This window comes from Massilia sp. BGA-UO-ETr-WB1 (genome assembly GCF_059567845.1).
This window is the reverse complement of sequence record NZ_JCAQOT010000021.1, coordinates 632,624-647,489: the sequence shown is the minus strand read 5'-3', so window position 1 is coordinate 647,489 and position 14,866 is coordinate 632,624. Positions and strand designations below refer to the sequence as shown.

Genomic DNA, 14,866 nt, shown 5'->3' with positions numbered 1-14,866 from the left:
TAACCCTGACCCCATTTTGCATTGGAGCAAGCAAAAAAAAAGCCCGCTCAGGGAGCGGGCTAAATCCAATTCTTTGGAAAGAAATGGAGGAGACAGGTGCATTATGCTGCGCCGCAGAATATATCGCCAATTTATTTTGGCGATACCAGTTATTCTTCTGCTTTATATCTCCTTCCCTCTTCCGTGCGCCTTACGGCGTCGGCGCGCAAGTCACCACGATGTTGGCGCGCGGCGCGTTGCCCATCACGTCGGTGCCGTTGGCCACGCTGCAAGCGAGCCTGACCGGGGTGACCGTGGCCGAGGTGATTTCCAGCACCGATACGCCGTAGGCCTGGCCGTCCGCTACCGGCGTGCCGAACGTGAAGTTAGGCGTGTCCTTGGTCAGGACTACCTGGCCGCCGGTGCTGCCGTTGGTCAGCTTGACGTTGTAGTCGCCGGTGATGCCGGTGACCGTGCCGCCGATGCTGTAGGTGTTCTGGTTGCAGATCACGCTGGCCGAGATCGTGGCCGTGTGGCCGGCCGAGCCGCTGCCGTTGACCACGCTGCAAGTCATGTGGTCGGGCTGCTTCAGCACCTTGATGTCGTAGGCGGTGCCGTAGGAAATGCTGTTGCCGAACTTGAAGGTGGTGGCGCCCACCGCCACGCTCAGGTTGTCGCTGCCGTTTTGCAGCACCAGGCCGCTATTGGCCACCGGCTGCGTCACGCCTTGGCTGGTGACGAACACGCCGGTCACGTCGAACGACGCTTTGCCGCCGCAGGCGCTCAGCGCCACCAGCAGGGCCGCCGCAGCGGTAGTGCGTACAGGGAATGCTTTCATTGATATGCTCCAGGCTTCTTAGATGCAGGTGACGGCGACGGTGTTGACGGCGGCCGTCGGCATCTTCGCCGCGGTGCCGTTGGCGACGGTGCAAGTCTGGCCGGTTGGCTGCTTGAGCACGGTCACGCCGTAGGGCGCGCCATTCGGCACCAGGCCCGGGAAGGTGAACGTGGCGGCGCCGGCCAGCGGGGCCACCGTGTTGTCGCCGTTGGCCAGGACCAGGCCGGCGCCGGTCAGGCCGGTGATCGTGCCGCCCAGCGGGTACGGGTCGGTGGTGCAGGTGATCACCGTGGTGCTGTAGGTGTAGTAGTTGATCTTGTTCTTGTTGTTGCTCGGGGTGCACTTCTGGCCGTCCGGGCTCTTGTCGACCAGCACTTCGAACGCGGTGTCCGGCGCCAGCAGGTCGGGGAAGGAGAAGCTCGACGGCGCGCCGTCGATCACCAGCTGCTTGCCGCCGTTGCTGAGGATCAGGCCGGCACGGTTCAGGCCGATAATGCTGCCGCTCACCGGCAGGCTGCCGCCGTCGCTGCCGCCGCAAGCGGCCAGCGCGCTGGCCAACAGCAGGGCGGCGCCGCAACGCGAGGTCAAACTTTTCATAAAACTCTCCAGATACTGATGTAACTACAAAGATAGGGAAGGCCGGGCCTTGCGGCTGCGGATGCGGTAGGCGCAATTGGCGCTTATTTTAGTGCATCCCGAACCGGCAACTTGTAACAGCTTGTGACTTTTGGCATGGCGAAACCGGCTATTGTACTTGTGTCACGCTGCATACGGAGCGTCTGCCGCTGATACGGCAGCGGTTTTTTACGGCGCCATGGCGGTCGTGCACCGTCACCGCCCACTCGCCGGGCACGCCGCGCTCCATGGCCATGAAGCCGAAACCGCCGATCCAGGTGCTGAACTGGTCGGCCACGGCGCCCGGCGCCGGGCTGATCCCGGCCGGCAGCCGGGCCGGCAGCGGGGCCATGTCCTCGGCGGTGCCGGAGAAGCCGGCCACGAACTGGGTCGGGTGCGGGCTGGAAAAGCTCAGCTGCTGCCACAGGTGCACATGGCCGGACAGCAGCGCCTGCACGCGCGCCGGCAGCAGCTGCGGATTGAGCGAGCCGAAGCTTTGCTGCAGGCCGAGGTCGCCCAGGTGCCAGTCGAGCTGGCCGTTTTCCTTGACCTCGGCGCCCACGCCCAGGATGGGGTGGTGCATCACGCCGATGTTCCACTCGGCCCGCTGCGCCAGCGCGTCCAGCCGGCGGTAGGTGGCGCGGTACTGCTCGTAGCCGGTGTCGCCCGGCTGCAGGCCTTTCCAGGTGGTGGAGGCGGTGTCGGCCACCAGCAGCTGGGCGCCGCCGCCCAGCGGCACGGCGTAGGGGGCGCTATAGTTGCCGCCGGCATCCTGTGCGGGATCGATGCAGTCGCGCCCGCTTTGCAGGGGGCGCGGGTCGAGCAGGCGCCACCAGCCCTGGCCGGCGCGCTCGCAGTTTTCGTGGTTGCCGCGCGCCACCACCCACGGCGCGGCCGACAGCAGGGCGGCGCCGGGGCGGAAGAAGTCCTCGCGCCAGGCGTCCCAGCCGTAGCCGTAGGGGCTGCCTGCGCAGCCCGCGTTGCCGGGCGGGCAGGGGTTTTCGCGGTAGTGGTAGTCGCCCACGTGCACCACCAGGTCCGGCCGCCACGCGGCCGCCGCTGCGGCCACGGTGGCGAAGGGATAGGCTTGCGGGTCGTTGCAGTCCTGGAATTCGTTGCCGCTCTTTTTCATGCGGCAGCCGGTATCGCCGATGACGACGATGCGCTGTGGCTCGGCGCGCGGCACGGGCAGGGGGATGGCCAAGCCCGGGCCCAGCACGCTGACGCTGGCGGCGGCCGGCGGCAGGTCCGCCTCGCACACGCGCAGCGGGAACGCGGAGGGCTTGGCGTCGGCCTTGGTGGCGTTGGGGCGCAGCGGCAGGGTGGCGGGCGCGGCGCGCAGCGCCATCGGGCGGCTGGCGCCGTCCACCACGATGGCGGGGCAGGACGGCGCGTCCAGCACCACGCGCGCCACGGCGCCGGACTCTCCCATCAGCACGTAGGCGGCGTAGCCGTCCGGCGCGGCCAGCACGCTGGCCGGGGACGGCCGTGCCGGGCTGGCCGCCGGGGGCCGGGTGGCGCAGGCCGCCAGCAGGACCAGGGGGGCCAACGAGGCCAGCGAGGCCAGTGGGACCCGAATGGCCGGGGGCAGGGCGCGCAAGGCGGGCAGTTTGGACAAAGCGGACTCCATGTGGACAATTCGCCAATTTTACATGCGCTGCGCATGCCCTGCGCGCCCCCCGGTACGCGCCCGCCGAAGCTCCCCGTGCCGGCGCAGCCGTGCGACAATACCGGCATGACTGCCCGCACGCCCCTGAAAGCCATCCTGTTCGACCTGGACGACACGCTGTGGCCGATCGCCCCCGTGATCGCCCAGGCCGAAGTGACCCTGCACGCCTGGCTGGCCGAGCACGCGCCGCGGGTGGCGCAGCAATTTTCCATCGACGAGCTGCGCGCGCGCCGCATGGCGCTGCTGGCCGAGCGCCCCGAGTTGCACGTGGACCTGGCCAGCCTGCGCCGCGCCGGCCTGCAAGCCGCGTTCGCCGAGCTGGGCGAGGACGAGCGCCACCTGGACGGCGCCATGCGCCACTTCTCGGCCGCGCGCAACGCCGTCCAGCTGTACGACGACGTGCTGCCCGGCCTGCTCAAGCTGAAGGAGCGCCTGGTGCTGGGCACCATCACCAACGGCAACGCGGATCTTGAAGTTGTCGGCATGGCCCACCATTTCAAGGTGTCGCTGGCGGCCGCCCACTTCGGCAGCGCCAAGCCGGACCCGGCCATTTTCCTGGAGGCGTGCCGGGCGCTGAACGTGCCGCCGTCGGCGGCGGTGTATGTCGGCGACGATTTGAAACTGGACGTGGAGGGCGCCCAGCGCGCCGGCCTGCGCGCGGTGTGGATGAACCGGCGCGGCAGCGCGGCGCTGCTGGAGGCCGAGGCGCACGGCATCGCGCCGGACGCGGTCTGCGCCACATTCGACGAACTTCTGGACTGGCTGGAGAACCAGCTGGCAGATTGATATACTGCCGGCGTGCGTCTGCGTGCATAATAAGCCCATGCAACTCGATATTCGTGCCCAAACCCTGCTCAAGGCGCTCGTGGAGCGCTACATTGCCGACGGCCAGCCGGTAGGCTCGCGCGCGCTGTCGAAAATTTCGGGACTGGAGCTGTCCCCGGCCACCATCCGCAACATCATGGCGGACCTGGAGGAGCTGGGCTACGTGGCCAGCCCGCACACCTCGGCCGGCCGCATCCCCACGCCGCGCGGCTACCGCATCTTCGTCGACACCCTGCTGACCGTGCAGCACATCGACGAGAGCTCGGTGGAAGCGCGCATGCGCCTGCCCAGCCAGCAGCCGCAAAAGCTGATCGCCAACGCGGCGCAGATGCTGTCCTCGCTGTCCCAGTTCGCCGGGGTGGTGATGGCGCCGCGCCACGAGTCGGTGTTCCAGCAGATTGAATTCCTGCGCCTGTCGGAAAAACGCATCCTGCTGGTGATCGTCAGCCCGGCCGGCGACGTGCAGAACCGCATGCTGCTGACCGACGTCGACTACACGCCGGCCCAGCTGGTGCAGTCGGCCAACTACATCAACCAGCATTACAGCGGCCTGGCGCTGGAGGAAGTGCGCGGGCGCATGCAGGGCGAGCTGCGCCAGCTGCAGACCGACATGGGGCGATTGATGCAGCAGGCGGTGGAGGCCGGCAGCGAAGCCATGGCCGACAGCGCGGACGACATGGTGATCGCCGGCGAGCGCAACCTGCTGTCGGTGAGCGACCTGTCGTCCAACATGACGTCGCTGCGCCAGATGTTCGACATGTTCGAGCAGAAGACCGGGCTGATGCAGCTGCTCGACGTGTCGAGCAAGGCTTCCGGCGTGCAGATTTATATCGGCGGCGAATCGCACCTGGTGCCGATGGACGAGATGAGCGTGGTGACGGCGCCGTATGAAGCGAACGGCAAGATCGTCGGCACGCTGGGTGTGATCGGGCCGACGCGCATGGCTTACGAGCGGGTCATCCCTATCGTGGACATCACCGCCAAGCTCCTGTCAAACGCCTTGAGCAACCACTAGGCCGCCAACATCACGGCTTGTGCGGGCAGGCCGTCTTGACGCAGTTGCCGTAGATGGCCAGCGCGTGCTCGGCGATCTTGAAGCCGCGCGCTTCGGCGATGTTTTGCTGGCGGTGCTCGATTTCCTCGTCGAAGAATTCTTCCACCCGGCCACAGTCCAGGCACACCAGGTGGTCGTGGTGCGAACCGGCGTTCAGCTCGAAAATGGCTTTGCCGGTTTCGAAGTGGTTGCGGTTCAGCAGGCCGGCCTGCTCGAACTGGGTCAGCACACGGTATACCGTTGCCAGGCCAACATCCATATTGTCCGCCAGCAGGATCTTGTAAACATCCTCCGCAGTCAGGTGGCGCACCGGGCTATTCTGGAAGATGTCGAGGATCTTCAGGCGCGGCAGAGTCGCTTTCAGGCCGCTTGCCTTCAGGTCGGTTGGGTTGTTGCTCATGTTTCTTACTCGTGTGTGGGACAATGTGCTTTATCATATAGTGTTTTGGCACTTCCGCTCAATCGATTTGAGGTCATTTATGCGCATCACCCAGGCTATACCGCAGTCCATGTTGCACACTATGAAACGCCGCACGCCCCTCGCGGCGGGCGCGATTTGCCTTGCGCTGGCCGTTTCCGGCTGCGCCTCGCTCAGCACGCTGGGCGAAAAGAAGGCTGACCTGAAAGTCGAAGACAACGCGGTGGTGGCCGGCAAAGGCGCCCAGGTCCGCAGCATTTCGCAACTGCAGAAGTTCATGTGGTTCTTCTCGCCCTACCGTCCGGACATCCAGCAGGGCAACTTCATTTCCCAGGAAATGCTGCAGCAACTGAAACCGGGCATGACGCGCGACCAGGTCCGCTTCATCCTCGGCACGCCGCTCTTGCAGGACATCTTCCACGCCGAGCGCTGGGACTACCCGTTCCGCCTGGCCCGTGGCAATGGCGAAACCATCGACAGCACCGTGGTGGTCTACTTCAAGGAAGGCAAGGTCGACCGCTTCGAAGGCGGCAACCTGCCTACCGAGCAGGAGTACATCGCGCTGATCGCCGGCCCGCCCAAGACCGCCAAGCAGGCGCTGAAGGAGCAGAACAAGGGCGTCTCGCCCGGCACCGCGCCGCTGCCGGCCGGCACCGACTCGGGCGCCGCCGCACCCGTGCCCGTGACGCCGAAAATCGAATCGAAGTAAGAAGGACCGAGCATGACTGAACTGAACATTGCAATCGCGGGCGCGAGCGGCCGCATGGGCCGCATGCTGATCGAAGCCGTGCAGGGCACGCCGGAAGTGCGCCTGTCCGGCGCGCTGGACCGGGCCGGTTCGCCCAGCCTGGGCCAGGACGCGGCCGCCTTCTCCGGCAAGCCGGCCGGGGTGGCCATCGAAGCGGACCTGGCCAAGGGCCTGGCCGGCGCGCAGGTGCTGATCGACTTCACCCGCCCGGAAGGCACGCTGGAACACCTGGCGTACTGCGCCGAGCACGGCATCAAGATGGTGATCGGCACCACCGGCTTCGACGAGGCCGGCAAGGCCGCCATCGCCGAGGCGGCCAAGAAAACCGCCATCGTGTTCGCGCCCAACATGAGCGTGGGCGTCAACGTCACCCTGAAGCTGCTGCAACTGGCCGCCAAGAACCTGAACACCGGCTACGACATCGAAATCATCGAAGCGCACCACCGCCACAAGGTGGACGCGCCGTCCGGCACCGCGCTGAAGATGGGCGAAGTGGTGGCCGAGGCGCTGGGCCGCGACCTGAAGGATTGCGCGGTCTACGCGCGCGAAGGCGTGACCGGTCCGCGCGACCCGTCTTCCATCGGCTTTGCCACCATCCGCGGCGGCGACATCATCGGCGACCACACCGTGCTGTTCGCGGCGGACGGCGAGCGCATCGAGATCAGCCACAAATCCAGCAGCCGCGTGTCCTACGCCAACGGTTCGGTGCGCGCCGCGCGCTTCCTGGCCGACAAGTCCGTGGGCTTGTTCGACATGAATGACGTGCTGTCGCTGAACTGACGATGGGCGACCTGGAGAACCACTTCAGCCTGGCCCGCTACTGGGAACAGGGCGATGCGCTGAGCCACGCGGTGGCTTACGTGCTGCTGGCGATGTCGCTGGTGAGCTGGTACTTCATCCTGTCCAAGGCGTTTGCCTCGTGGCGGGTGCGGCGCAGCGCAGGCGCGGTGGAAACCTTCTGGAACGCGCCCACCATGGGCGACGGCGTGGCCGCGCTGGAAGCGGCCGACCCGGAACGCATCTACCTGCCGCTGGCGCAGCAAGGCGCGGCGCAGGTGGACGTGGTCAACCAGCGCACCCTGGCGGGCGAGATGGACCACGCCGAGCAGGTCACGCGCGTGCTGCGCGGCGCCATCCACCGTTCCACCATCAAGCTGGAAAGCGGGCTGACGCTGCTGGCCTCGATCGGCTCCACCGCGCCCTTCGTCGGCCTGCTGGGCACGGTGTGGGGCATTTACCATGCGCTGTCGGCCGTCTCCAGCCATGGCACGGTGCAGATCGACAAGATCGCCGGCCCGGTCGGCGAGGCGCTGATCATGACCGGCATCGGCCTCATGGTGGCGATCCCCGCGGTGCTGGCCTACAATGGATTCAACCGCGTCAACCGCCTCACCCTGTCCGAACTGGACGCGTTCGCGCACGACCTGCACGCCTACCTGACCAAAGCCCGCTAAGGAACCGCCATGGCCTTCGGCGCGTTCAACCACCACCGGCAGAAGGAAGCGATGTCCGACATCAACGTCACGCCCATGGTGGACGTGATGCTGGTGTTGCTGGTGATCTTCATCCTGGGCGCGCCCGCCTTCACCAGCGCGGTCAAGCTGGACCTGCCCAAGGCGCAGGCGCAGCAGTCGCAGCAGCAGCCGGCCACGGTGACGGTGGCCATCGACGGCGCCGGCAAGATTTACTGGAACAATGAAGCGGTCGCCCAGGCCGTGCTCGAGCAGCGCCTGGACGAAGCGGCCAGGCTGGAAGTACAGCCCGAGCTGCAGCTGCGGGCCGACAAGGACACCCGCTACGAAGTGGTGGCGCAAGTGATGGCGGCCGCGCAAACGCGCGGCCTGAGCAAGATGGGTTTCGTTACCGACCCGAAGGAAAAAAAATAATGGCTACCGCAGAACTGAACGGCGCAGCGATCAAGGATTTCGACAGCTTCCACGCCGAATGCAAGGCCGCCTTCGGCTTCCCTGACAGCTACGGCAACACCATGGACGCGTGGATCGACTGCCTGAGCTATGTGCGCGACGAAGACGGCATGACCAAATTCCACCTGAAGCCGAACGAGGTGCTGGAGGTCGTCATCAAGGACGCCGCCGCCATGCAAGCGGCAGTGCCGGACATCCTCGAAGAAGTCACTTTCTGCATCGGCGGCATCAACGAGCGCTATGAAGACTACGGCGAAAAGCCCGCCCTCAAGCTGACCCTGAAGTAGTGTTGAGGTTGCTGCGCGGCAATTGAATCGTTCTTGCGAAGACCTGGTCGACTATGCCCGCAAATCGCGCCCGCCGCCGCAAAAGTGGCAGGGGGGCGCTTAGCTTATTGCGGTTGCTCGCCCGGCGCCAAGGTCAGCACCTCGAACCCGGTCTCGGTCACCGTCACCATATGCTCCCACTGCGCGGACAGCGAGCGGTCGGCGGTGACGACGGTCCAGCCGTCCGGCAGTTCGCGCGTTTGCGGCTTGCCGGCGTTGATCATCGGTTCGATGGTGAACAGCATGCCCGGCTGCAGCACCACGCCGGTGCCCGGCTTGCCGTAGTGGCGCACTTCCAGGTCCTCGTGGTACACCAGCCCGATGCCGTGGCCGCAGTAGTCGCGTACCACGCTGTAGCCCGCCGCTTCGGCCACGGTCTGGATCGCGTGGCCGACGTCGCCCAGCGTGGCGCCCGGCTTCACCGCGCGGATGCCGGCCCACATCGATTTGTACGTCACGTCCACCAGCCGCTCGGCCTGCTTGCTGGGCTGGCCCACGTAGTACATGCGGCTGGTGTCGCCGTGCCAGCCGTCCTTGATGACGGCCACGTCGATGTTGATGATGTCGCCGTCGCGCAGCACGCGCTTGGGCGAGGGGATGCCGTGGCAGATCACTTCGTTCACCGAGGTGCACACGGTGGCCGGGAAGCCGCCGTAGCCCACGTTGGCCGGGATCACCTGCTGCTCCTTGACGATGTAGTCGTTGCAGATCTTGTCCAGCTCTTCCGTGGTGACGCCGGCCTTGATGTGCGGGCCGATCATGGTCAGCACGTCGGCCGCCAGCTGCGCCGCCACGCGCGCCTGGGCGATCTGATCGGGGCTCTTGATGAGGATGTCGTTAGGCTTTTTCTTACGCATGGTGCCGGCGCTCCTCGATGGGGGCGCCGATGGCGTCGGCCAGCGTGGGGCCGTCCTGCGCGGCGGCGCGCAGCAGCATCTGGCAGATGTCGCTGTAGCGCAGCTCGGGATTGGTTTCGGCCAGCATGCCGATGCGCAGCCAGTGTTCGGCCTGCGCGTTGATGGAGCGGCTCAGCGCGCCGCTTGCCACCCGCAGGTTCTCGTGCATCTGGTCGGAGATTTTTACTATGCCCATGGTGTTCCGTTTAATATATGGTTTGTATATGAAACGTATATTACCATGAACTTTTGCTTTAGCGCCGGACAGCAGTGATTTCCATGACGCCGGCGATGCGGTTCAGCAGCGGAATGTGGCAGGCGTAGTGGTCCAGCCGCATCAGCGGCAGGCTGAAGATGCTGTAGATGCGGCGCACCGCAGCGGGCATGCCGGTCAGGTTTTTCGGCACCAGGTTGGCGCGCCGCAGGCGCTGCACGTCGAAGCCGGCCTCGCCGAGCAGGGCGGTGATTTCTTCGCCGGTATAGCGGCGCGGGTGCGAATAGCCCAGCTTGAGCCGCCGCACGATGGCTTCCTGCCATGCGGCCCGCTGCGGCAGCTGGTAAATCAGCAGCTTGCCGCCGGGGCGCAGGATGCGGGCGATTTCGCGCAGCGACTTCTTCTCGTTGCCCGCCTCGCTGTATTCGTCCACGTGCTCCAGCACGCCGCAGCTCAGCACCGCGTCCAGTTGCTGGTCCGGGAAGGGCAGCAGGGTGGGGTGCTGGGTGCGCACCACGTGCAGGCCTTCGCACAGCGGAATGTCCGGCAGCTTCATGTCGTCCGGACCCAGCTCGAAGGAGGTGACCTGCAGCGCGCGCCGGCGCAGCAGCCAGCTCATCTGGCCCCAGCCGCAGCCCCAGTCGAGAATGTGGGCGCGGTCGGGGAGCTGGGCTGCGACTTCGTTGGCAATGCGCACGTAGTTGTGCAGATTGATGGTCTGATCGAGGTGCCAGAAATCCAGACCGGCGGCGCGTATCGCCCGGGCATTGGTTTGCAGGAAGGCGATGTCGCTTTGGTCTTGCGCAGAGGTCATGGCGGGGGCGTGTATTGCGAAAGACGCAATTATAGCCGCTTAGCGCACGTCCTCGGCCTTGAACAGCGGGTTGTAGATCAGGCCCAGCACGTTGCCGTATGGGTCGCTCAGCTCGGCCACCTTGATGCCTTCGCCCACGTCCTGGATGGCCGAAAACACCGTGGCGCCCAGCGCGGTGATGCGCTCGACTTCTGCCTCGATATCGTCCACGCCCCAGTAGACGCGGCTGCCGGACGGGCCGGGCGTGCCGTCCGGGAACAGGCCCAGCTCGAAGCCGCCGATGGCGAAGCCGATGTAGAACGGCTGGTCGAAATAGGGGCCCACGCCGAACACGCTGGTGTACCAGGCCTTGCCTTGTTCCATGTCCGGCACCGGGTACATGGCGGTGCGTAATCCTTTGATCATCTTGCTCTCCTGGTTGAAATAATGGCCATCTTGCCACGCCGGGAGCGGCCGCGATTGGAAAAATGGAAAGTCAGCGCAGGAAGCTTTCCGGGGTGCTGCCGGAGAATTCCTGGAAGTCGCGGATCAAATGGGACTGGTCGAAATAGCCGCAGTCCTGGGCCAGCCGGGCCCAGTCCGGGGCCTTGGCTTCGGCCAGGGCGCCGGTGGCGCGGCGGAAGCGGGAGATGCGGGCGTACATCTTGGGCGTCAGGCCCACTTTGGCGCGGAACTGGGCCGCCAGGTGCTGGCGCGACACGCCCAGTCCGTCCGCCAGGGTTTCAATGCGCAGGACGCCGCCGCTGCAATCGATGGCGTCCAGCGCGGCGCCGACCAGCGGGCTGGCGGGTATCGCCGCTTCCCGCAGCCGGGCCAGCAGGGTGCGCTCGATCAGCGCCAGGCGCTGGACGTCGCTCAACTCGCGGCTCCACAGGCTGTCGGCCAGCCGGTCGGCCCCGCTGCGGCCCCATAGCTGGTCCAGGTCGTTGCGCCGGTCGGCCAGGTGGTGCAGCGGCAGGGCCGGGCCATGCGGCTGCGACAGGAAAATGCCCGCCGCGCCCGGCTTGAAGCGCACCGCCACGGTCCGCACCACCCGCTCGGAGGCCACATGGATGGCGCACGTCATCATGCCGACGGCGAACGCCGGCTCGCCCGTATCCTGCCACAGGATGTCGATGCAGTTGTCCGGCAGCACCCGGTGCGAGGCGGCGCGGCCGTCCCTGGCCGGGCCGCCGGACGCGCTCGCCCACAGGCACGCGACATACGCGCGCAAGGCGGGGTGAGGCGGAAATTCCTTATAGTGCATGCTGTTATAATGACCGGTTCATATCCACCAATATTTCATACTGGCCGCACACATCATGCAAGATAAATATAGTCCCGCCGACGTTGAAAAAGCCGCCCAATCGCACTGGAAGGCGATCGATGCCTACAAAGCGGTAGAAAACGACCCACGTTTCCCAAAAGGCAAGTACTACGCTTGCTCGATGCTGCCTTACCCTTCGGGCAAGCTGCACATGGGCCACGTGCGCAACTATACGATCAATGACGTGATGTACCGCTACCTGCGCATGAACGGCTACAACGTGCTGATGCCGATGGGCTGGGATGCGTTCGGCATGCCGGCGGAAAACGCGGCCATGGCCAACAACGTGCCGCCAGCGCAATGGACCTACTCCAACATCGCCCACATGCGCGAGCAGATGGAATCCATGGGCCTGGCCATCGACTGGTCGCGCGAAATGACGGCCTGCAAGCCGGAATACTACAAGTGGAACCAGTGGATGTTCCTGAAGATGCTGGAAAAAGGCATCATCTACAAAAAGACCGGCACCGTGAACTGGGACCCGATCGACCAGACCGTGCTGGCCAACGAGCAGGTGGTGGACGGCCGCGGTTGGCGTTCCGGCGCGCTGATTGAAAAGCGCGAAATCCCGATGTACTACGCCCGCATCACCGACTACGCCGACGAGCTGCTGGAATACGTGGACACCAAGCTGCCGGGCTGGCCCGAGCGCGTGCGCACCATGCAGACCAACTGGATCGGCAAGTCGACCGGCGTGCGCTTCGCCTTCCCGCACGAGATCAAGGACGCCGACGGCAAGCTGATCCAGGACGGCAAGATGTTCGTCTTCACCACCCGTCCGGACACCGTGATGGGCGTGACCTTCTGCGCCGTGGCGGCCGAGCACCCGCTGGCCACGCACGCCGCGCAGAACAACCCGGAACTGCAGGCCTTCATCGCCGAGTGCAAGATGGGCTCCGTGATCGAGGCCGACATGGCCACGATGGAGAAGAAGGGCATGCCGACCGGCCTGTTCGTCACCCATCCGCTGACCGGCGACCAGGTTGAAGTCTGGGTCGGCAACTACGTGCTGATCACCTACGGCGACGGCGCCGTGATGGGCGTGCCTGCGCACGACGAGCGCGATTTCGCCTTCGCCAACAAATACAATCTGCCGATCAAGCAGGTCATCACCACCGCCGCCAACCCCGAGTTCTCCAGCACCGAGTGGCAGGAATGGTATGGCGACAAGGAAGTAGCCATCGTCACCAACTCCGGCAAGTACGACGGCCTGAATTACGCCGCCGCCGTGGACGCCGTGGCGGCCGACATGGAAGCGAAGGGCCTGGGCGAGAAGAAGATCACCTTCCGCCTGCGCGACTGGGGCATTTCGCGCCAGCGCTACTGGGGCACGCCGATCCCGATGATCCACTGCGCCGATTGCGGTTCGGTGCCGGTGCCTGAGAAGGACTTGCCGGTGGTGCTGCCGGAAGACTGCGTGCCGGACGGCACCGGCAACCCGCTGAACAAGTACGAAGCCTTCCTGAAGTGCGACTGCCCGCAGTGCGGCAAGCCCGCGCGCCGCGAAACCGACACCATGGACACCTTCGTCGATTCGTCGTGGTACTACATGCGCTATACCTCGCCGGGTTCGAACAACGCCATGGTGGACGAGCGCAACGACTACTGGATGCCGATGGACCAGTACATCGGCGGCATCGAGCACGCCGTGATGCACTTGCTGTACGCGCGCTTCTGGACCAAGATCATGCGCGACTTCGGCCTGGTGAAGTTCGACGAGCCGTTCGTCAACCTGCTCACGCAGGGCATGGTGCTGAACGAGACCTATTACCGCGAAGACGCGGCGGGCAAGAAGACCTGGTACAACCCGGCCGACATCAACCTGACCACCGACGACAAGGGCCGCCCGCAAAGCGCGCTGCTGAAGGAAGACGGCCAGCCGGTGAACATCGGCGGCACCGAGAAGATGTCCAAGTCGAAGAATAACGGCATCGACCCGGCCGCGCAAATCGAGCAGTACGGCGCCGACACGGCCCGCCTGTTCACCATGTTCGCCTCGCCGCCCGAGCAGACGCTGGAATGGTCGGGCTCCGGCGTGGAAGGCGCGAACCGCTTCCTGCGCCGCGTGTGGGCCTTCGGCTACACGCAGAAAGCGCGCATCGAAGCGGTGGGCGGCAGCGCCACCGTGTCGGCGGCCGTGGCCGGCGACGCGCAGAAAACCCTGCGCCGCGAACTGCACAAGATCCTGCAGCAGGCCGACTATGACCTGAAGCGCATCCAGTACAACACCGTGGTGTCGGCCTGCATGAAGATGCTGAACACGATGGAGTCGGCCAAGCTGGACGACAGCGCCGAATCCAATGCGGTGATCTCCGAAGGCTTCGCCATCTTCCTGCGCCTGCTGAATCCGGTGGCGCCGCACATCACCCACGTGCTGTGGGAAGAGCTGGGCTACGGCAAGGCGCTGGGCGACCTGCTGAACGCGCCGTGGCCGCAGGTGGACGCCGCCGCGCTGGAGCAGTCCGAGATCGAGATGATGATCCAGGTGAACGGCAAGCTGCGCGGTTCCGTGAAGGTGGCCAAGGGCGCCGACAAGGCCGCCATCGAAGCCGCCGCGCTGGCCGAGGAAAGCGTGCAGAAGTTCATCGAAGGCACGCCGAAAAAGGTCATCGTGGTGCCGGGCAAACTCGTCAACATCGTGGTGTAAGCATGAAGACCACCATCCATACCCTGAAACGCGGCGCCGGGGCGCTGCTGGCGGCGGCGGCGCTGGCCGGTTCGCTGTCGGCCTGCGGCTTCCACCTGCGCGGTTCGGGCGGCCATTACACGCTGCCGTTCCCGGCCATGTACATCGGCCTGCCCGAGTCCTCGCCGCTGGCGATCGACTTGAAGCGCAACATCCGCGTCAACGGCAACACGGTGGTGGTCTCCGATCCGGCCAAGGCCGACGGCGTGGTCGAGGTGTTGTCCGATCCCGAGAAGACGCGCACCAAGAGCATCCTGTCGCTGAACAGCAATGGCCGCGTGCGCGAGTATCTGCTGGCGTACAACATCGTGTTCCGCGTGCGCGACAAGCTGGGCAACGAGCTGCTGGGACCCACCACCATCAGCTTGAGCCGTCCGATCACCTTCGACGAAACCCAGCTGCTGGCCAAGGAGCAGGAAGAGGCGCTGCTGTACAAGGACATGCAGACCGACCTGGTGCAGCAGATGATGCGCCGCATGGCCGCCATCAAGCCGGTGTCGCAGATGTCGCTGGCGCCGGCCACGCCGGTCGCCGCGCCGAAGGAATAAAGCGT

Annotated in this window: 18 protein-coding genes; 9 read left to right on the top strand and 9 right to left on the bottom strand. The window is 65.7% G+C overall.

The window, feature by feature from the left end; translation table 11 throughout:
• Nucleotides 1-190 precede the first annotated feature (190 nt).
• The 3 genes from AC56DV_RS07615 to AC56DV_RS07605 form a co-directional block, all read right to left on the bottom strand.
• Nucleotides 191-817 (bottom strand): hypothetical protein, encoded by a 627-nt coding sequence (locus AC56DV_RS07615; RefSeq protein WP_496313683.1) that lies wholly within the window; start codon nucleotides 815-817, stop codon nucleotides 191-193.
• Nucleotides 818-835: 18 nt separating this feature from the next.
• Nucleotides 836-1,414 (bottom strand): hypothetical protein, encoded by a 579-nt coding sequence (locus tag AC56DV_RS07610; RefSeq protein WP_496313682.1) that lies wholly within the window; start codon nucleotides 1,412-1,414, stop codon nucleotides 836-838.
• A 148-nt stretch (nucleotides 1,415-1,562) separates the two neighbouring features.
• Nucleotides 1,563-3,050, bottom strand: a complete 1,488-nt coding sequence (locus AC56DV_RS07605) for a metallophosphoesterase family protein (RefSeq protein ID WP_496313681.1) — start codon at nucleotides 3,048-3,050, stop codon at nucleotides 1,563-1,565.
• A 117-nt stretch (nucleotides 3,051-3,167) separates the two neighbouring features.
• On the opposite strand from AC56DV_RS07605, the gene AC56DV_RS07600 reads away from it, so the two are divergent.
• The gene (locus tag AC56DV_RS07600; RefSeq protein WP_496313680.1) at nucleotides 3,168-3,887 is read left to right on the top strand and encodes an HAD family hydrolase; all 720 of its coding nucleotides are present in this window, start codon (nucleotides 3,168-3,170) and stop codon (nucleotides 3,885-3,887) included.
• Between the two features lie 37 nt (nucleotides 3,888-3,924).
• Nucleotides 3,925-4,941: a heat-inducible transcriptional repressor HrcA gene (hrcA, locus tag AC56DV_RS07595; protein ID WP_496313679.1), complete on the top strand. Its 1,017-nt coding sequence runs from the start codon at nucleotides 3,925-3,927 to the stop codon at nucleotides 4,939-4,941.
• 10 nt (nucleotides 4,942-4,951) lie between these two features.
• Here hrcA and fur read toward each other — a convergent pair whose 3' ends face one another.
• Nucleotides 4,952-5,380, bottom strand: coding sequence for a ferric iron uptake transcriptional regulator (gene fur, locus AC56DV_RS07590; protein ID WP_496313678.1), 429 nt, complete (start codon nucleotides 5,378-5,380; stop codon nucleotides 4,952-4,954).
• Nucleotides 5,381-5,501: 121 nt separating this feature from the next.
• Here fur and AC56DV_RS07585 point away from each other — a divergent pair, with 121 nt between their 5' ends.
• The 5 genes from AC56DV_RS07585 to AC56DV_RS07565 are packed head-to-tail and all read left to right on the top strand — an operon-like array spanning nucleotide 5,502 to nucleotide 8,358.
• Nucleotides 5,502-6,107 (top strand): outer membrane protein assembly factor BamE, encoded by a 606-nt coding sequence (locus tag AC56DV_RS07585; protein ID WP_496313677.1) that lies wholly within the window; start codon nucleotides 5,502-5,504, stop codon nucleotides 6,105-6,107.
• 12 nt (nucleotides 6,108-6,119) lie between these two features.
• Complete coding sequence (gene dapB, locus AC56DV_RS07580) at nucleotides 6,120-6,926, top strand: 4-hydroxy-tetrahydrodipicolinate reductase (protein ID WP_496313676.1); 807 nt, start codon at nucleotides 6,120-6,122, stop codon at nucleotides 6,924-6,926.
• A 2-nt stretch (nucleotides 6,927-6,928) separates the two neighbouring features.
• Entirely contained in the window at nucleotides 6,929-7,600 is a 672-nt protein-coding gene (locus tag AC56DV_RS07575) for a MotA/TolQ/ExbB proton channel family protein (protein ID WP_496313675.1), read from the top strand.
• A 9-nt stretch (nucleotides 7,601-7,609) separates the two neighbouring features.
• Nucleotides 7,610-8,032, top strand: coding sequence for an ExbD/TolR family protein (locus AC56DV_RS07570; RefSeq protein WP_496313674.1), 423 nt, complete (start codon nucleotides 7,610-7,612; stop codon nucleotides 8,030-8,032).
• Nucleotides 8,032-8,358 carry a barstar family protein gene (locus AC56DV_RS07565; protein ID WP_496313673.1) on the top strand — a complete coding sequence of 109 codons (327 nt, stop codon included), beginning with the start codon at nucleotides 8,032-8,034 and terminating at the stop codon, nucleotides 8,356-8,358. The genes AC56DV_RS07570 and AC56DV_RS07565 overlap by 1 nt, the downstream gene beginning before the upstream one ends.
• A gap of 104 nt (nucleotides 8,359-8,462) precedes the next feature.
• On the opposite strand, the gene map is transcribed toward AC56DV_RS07565, so the two are convergent.
• The 5 genes from map to AC56DV_RS07540 all read right to left on the bottom strand — a co-directional run bounded on the left by map (nucleotide 8,463) and on the right by AC56DV_RS07540 (nucleotide 11,567).
• Nucleotides 8,463-9,254 carry a type I methionyl aminopeptidase gene (gene map, locus AC56DV_RS07560; protein WP_496313672.1) on the bottom strand — a complete coding sequence of 264 codons (792 nt, stop codon included), beginning with the start codon at nucleotides 9,252-9,254 and terminating at the stop codon, nucleotides 8,463-8,465.
• Entirely contained in the window at nucleotides 9,247-9,489 is a 243-nt protein-coding gene (locus AC56DV_RS07555; RefSeq protein WP_107873581.1) for a ParD-like family protein, read from the bottom strand. Before AC56DV_RS07555 ends, map begins: the two co-directional genes overlap by 8 nt.
• A gap of 58 nt (nucleotides 9,490-9,547) precedes the next feature.
• Nucleotides 9,548-10,321: a class I SAM-dependent methyltransferase gene (locus AC56DV_RS07550; protein ID WP_496313671.1), complete on the bottom strand. Its 774-nt coding sequence runs from the start codon at nucleotides 10,319-10,321 to the stop codon at nucleotides 9,548-9,550.
• A 39-nt stretch (nucleotides 10,322-10,360) separates the two neighbouring features.
• Nucleotides 10,361-10,726, bottom strand: a complete 366-nt coding sequence (locus AC56DV_RS07545; RefSeq protein WP_496313670.1) for a VOC family protein — start codon at nucleotides 10,724-10,726, stop codon at nucleotides 10,361-10,363.
• A gap of 70 nt (nucleotides 10,727-10,796) precedes the next feature.
• A complete protein-coding gene (locus AC56DV_RS07540) occupies nucleotides 10,797-11,567 on the bottom strand; it encodes a DUF6597 domain-containing transcriptional factor (RefSeq protein ID WP_496313669.1) in 771 nt (256 codons plus the stop codon).
• A 55-nt stretch (nucleotides 11,568-11,622) separates the two neighbouring features.
• Between AC56DV_RS07540 and leuS the strand changes: the two genes are divergently transcribed.
• Together leuS and AC56DV_RS07530 are read left to right on the top strand one after the other, a co-directional pair.
• Nucleotides 11,623-14,274, top strand: a complete 2,652-nt coding sequence (gene leuS, locus AC56DV_RS07535) for a leucine--tRNA ligase (RefSeq protein WP_496313668.1) — start codon at nucleotides 11,623-11,625, stop codon at nucleotides 14,272-14,274.
• 2 nt (nucleotides 14,275-14,276) lie between these two features.
• Nucleotides 14,277-14,861 carry an LPS-assembly lipoprotein LptE gene (locus tag AC56DV_RS07530; protein WP_496313667.1) on the top strand — a complete coding sequence of 195 codons (585 nt, stop codon included), beginning with the start codon at nucleotides 14,277-14,279 and terminating at the stop codon, nucleotides 14,859-14,861.
• Nucleotides 14,862-14,866: the final 5 nt, after the last annotated feature.

What these genes read in the sequence shown, in the direction of transcription:
- leuS (WP_496313668.1), top strand. Translation starts at nt 11,623, where the DNA reads ATGCAAGATAAATATAGTCCCGCCGACGTTGAAAAAGCCGCCCAATCG.
- AC56DV_RS07615 (WP_496313683.1), bottom strand. Translation starts at nt 817, where the DNA reads ATGAAAGCATTCCCTGTACGCACTACCGCTGCGGCGGCCCTGCTGGTG.
- AC56DV_RS07600 (WP_496313680.1), top strand. Translation starts at nt 3,168, where the DNA reads ATGACTGCCCGCACGCCCCTGAAAGCCATCCTGTTCGACCTGGACGAC.
- AC56DV_RS07585 (WP_496313677.1), top strand. Translation starts at nt 5,502, where the DNA reads ATGAAACGCCGCACGCCCCTCGCGGCGGGCGCGATTTGCCTTGCGCTG.
- AC56DV_RS07610 (WP_496313682.1), bottom strand. Translation starts at nt 1,414, where the DNA reads ATGAAAAGTTTGACCTCGCGTTGCGGCGCCGCCCTGCTGTTGGCCAGC.
- map (WP_496313672.1), bottom strand. Translation starts at nt 9,254, where the DNA reads ATGCGTAAGAAAAAGCCTAACGACATCCTCATCAAGAGCCCCGATCAG.
- dapB (WP_496313676.1), top strand. Translation starts at nt 6,120, where the DNA reads ATGACTGAACTGAACATTGCAATCGCGGGCGCGAGCGGCCGCATGGGC.
- AC56DV_RS07530 (WP_496313667.1), top strand. Translation starts at nt 14,277, where the DNA reads ATGAAGACCACCATCCATACCCTGAAACGCGGCGCCGGGGCGCTGCTG.
- AC56DV_RS07570 (WP_496313674.1), top strand. Translation starts at nt 7,610, where the DNA reads ATGGCCTTCGGCGCGTTCAACCACCACCGGCAGAAGGAAGCGATGTCC.
- fur (WP_496313678.1), bottom strand. Translation starts at nt 5,380, where the DNA reads ATGAGCAACAACCCAACCGACCTGAAGGCAAGCGGCCTGAAAGCGACT.
- AC56DV_RS07545 (WP_496313670.1), bottom strand. Translation starts at nt 10,726, where the DNA reads ATGATCAAAGGATTACGCACCGCCATGTACCCGGTGCCGGACATGGAA.
- AC56DV_RS07565 (WP_496313673.1), top strand. Translation starts at nt 8,032, where the DNA reads ATGGCTACCGCAGAACTGAACGGCGCAGCGATCAAGGATTTCGACAGC.
- AC56DV_RS07575 (WP_496313675.1), top strand. Translation starts at nt 6,929, where the DNA reads ATGGGCGACCTGGAGAACCACTTCAGCCTGGCCCGCTACTGGGAACAG.
- AC56DV_RS07540 (WP_496313669.1), bottom strand. Translation starts at nt 11,567, where the DNA reads ATGCACTATAAGGAATTTCCGCCTCACCCCGCCTTGCGCGCGTATGTC.
- AC56DV_RS07550 (WP_496313671.1), bottom strand. Translation starts at nt 10,321, where the DNA reads ATGACCTCTGCGCAAGACCAAAGCGACATCGCCTTCCTGCAAACCAAT.
- hrcA (WP_496313679.1), top strand. Translation starts at nt 3,925, where the DNA reads ATGCAACTCGATATTCGTGCCCAAACCCTGCTCAAGGCGCTCGTGGAG.
- AC56DV_RS07555 (WP_107873581.1), bottom strand. Translation starts at nt 9,489, where the DNA reads ATGGGCATAGTAAAAATCTCCGACCAGATGCACGAGAACCTGCGGGTG.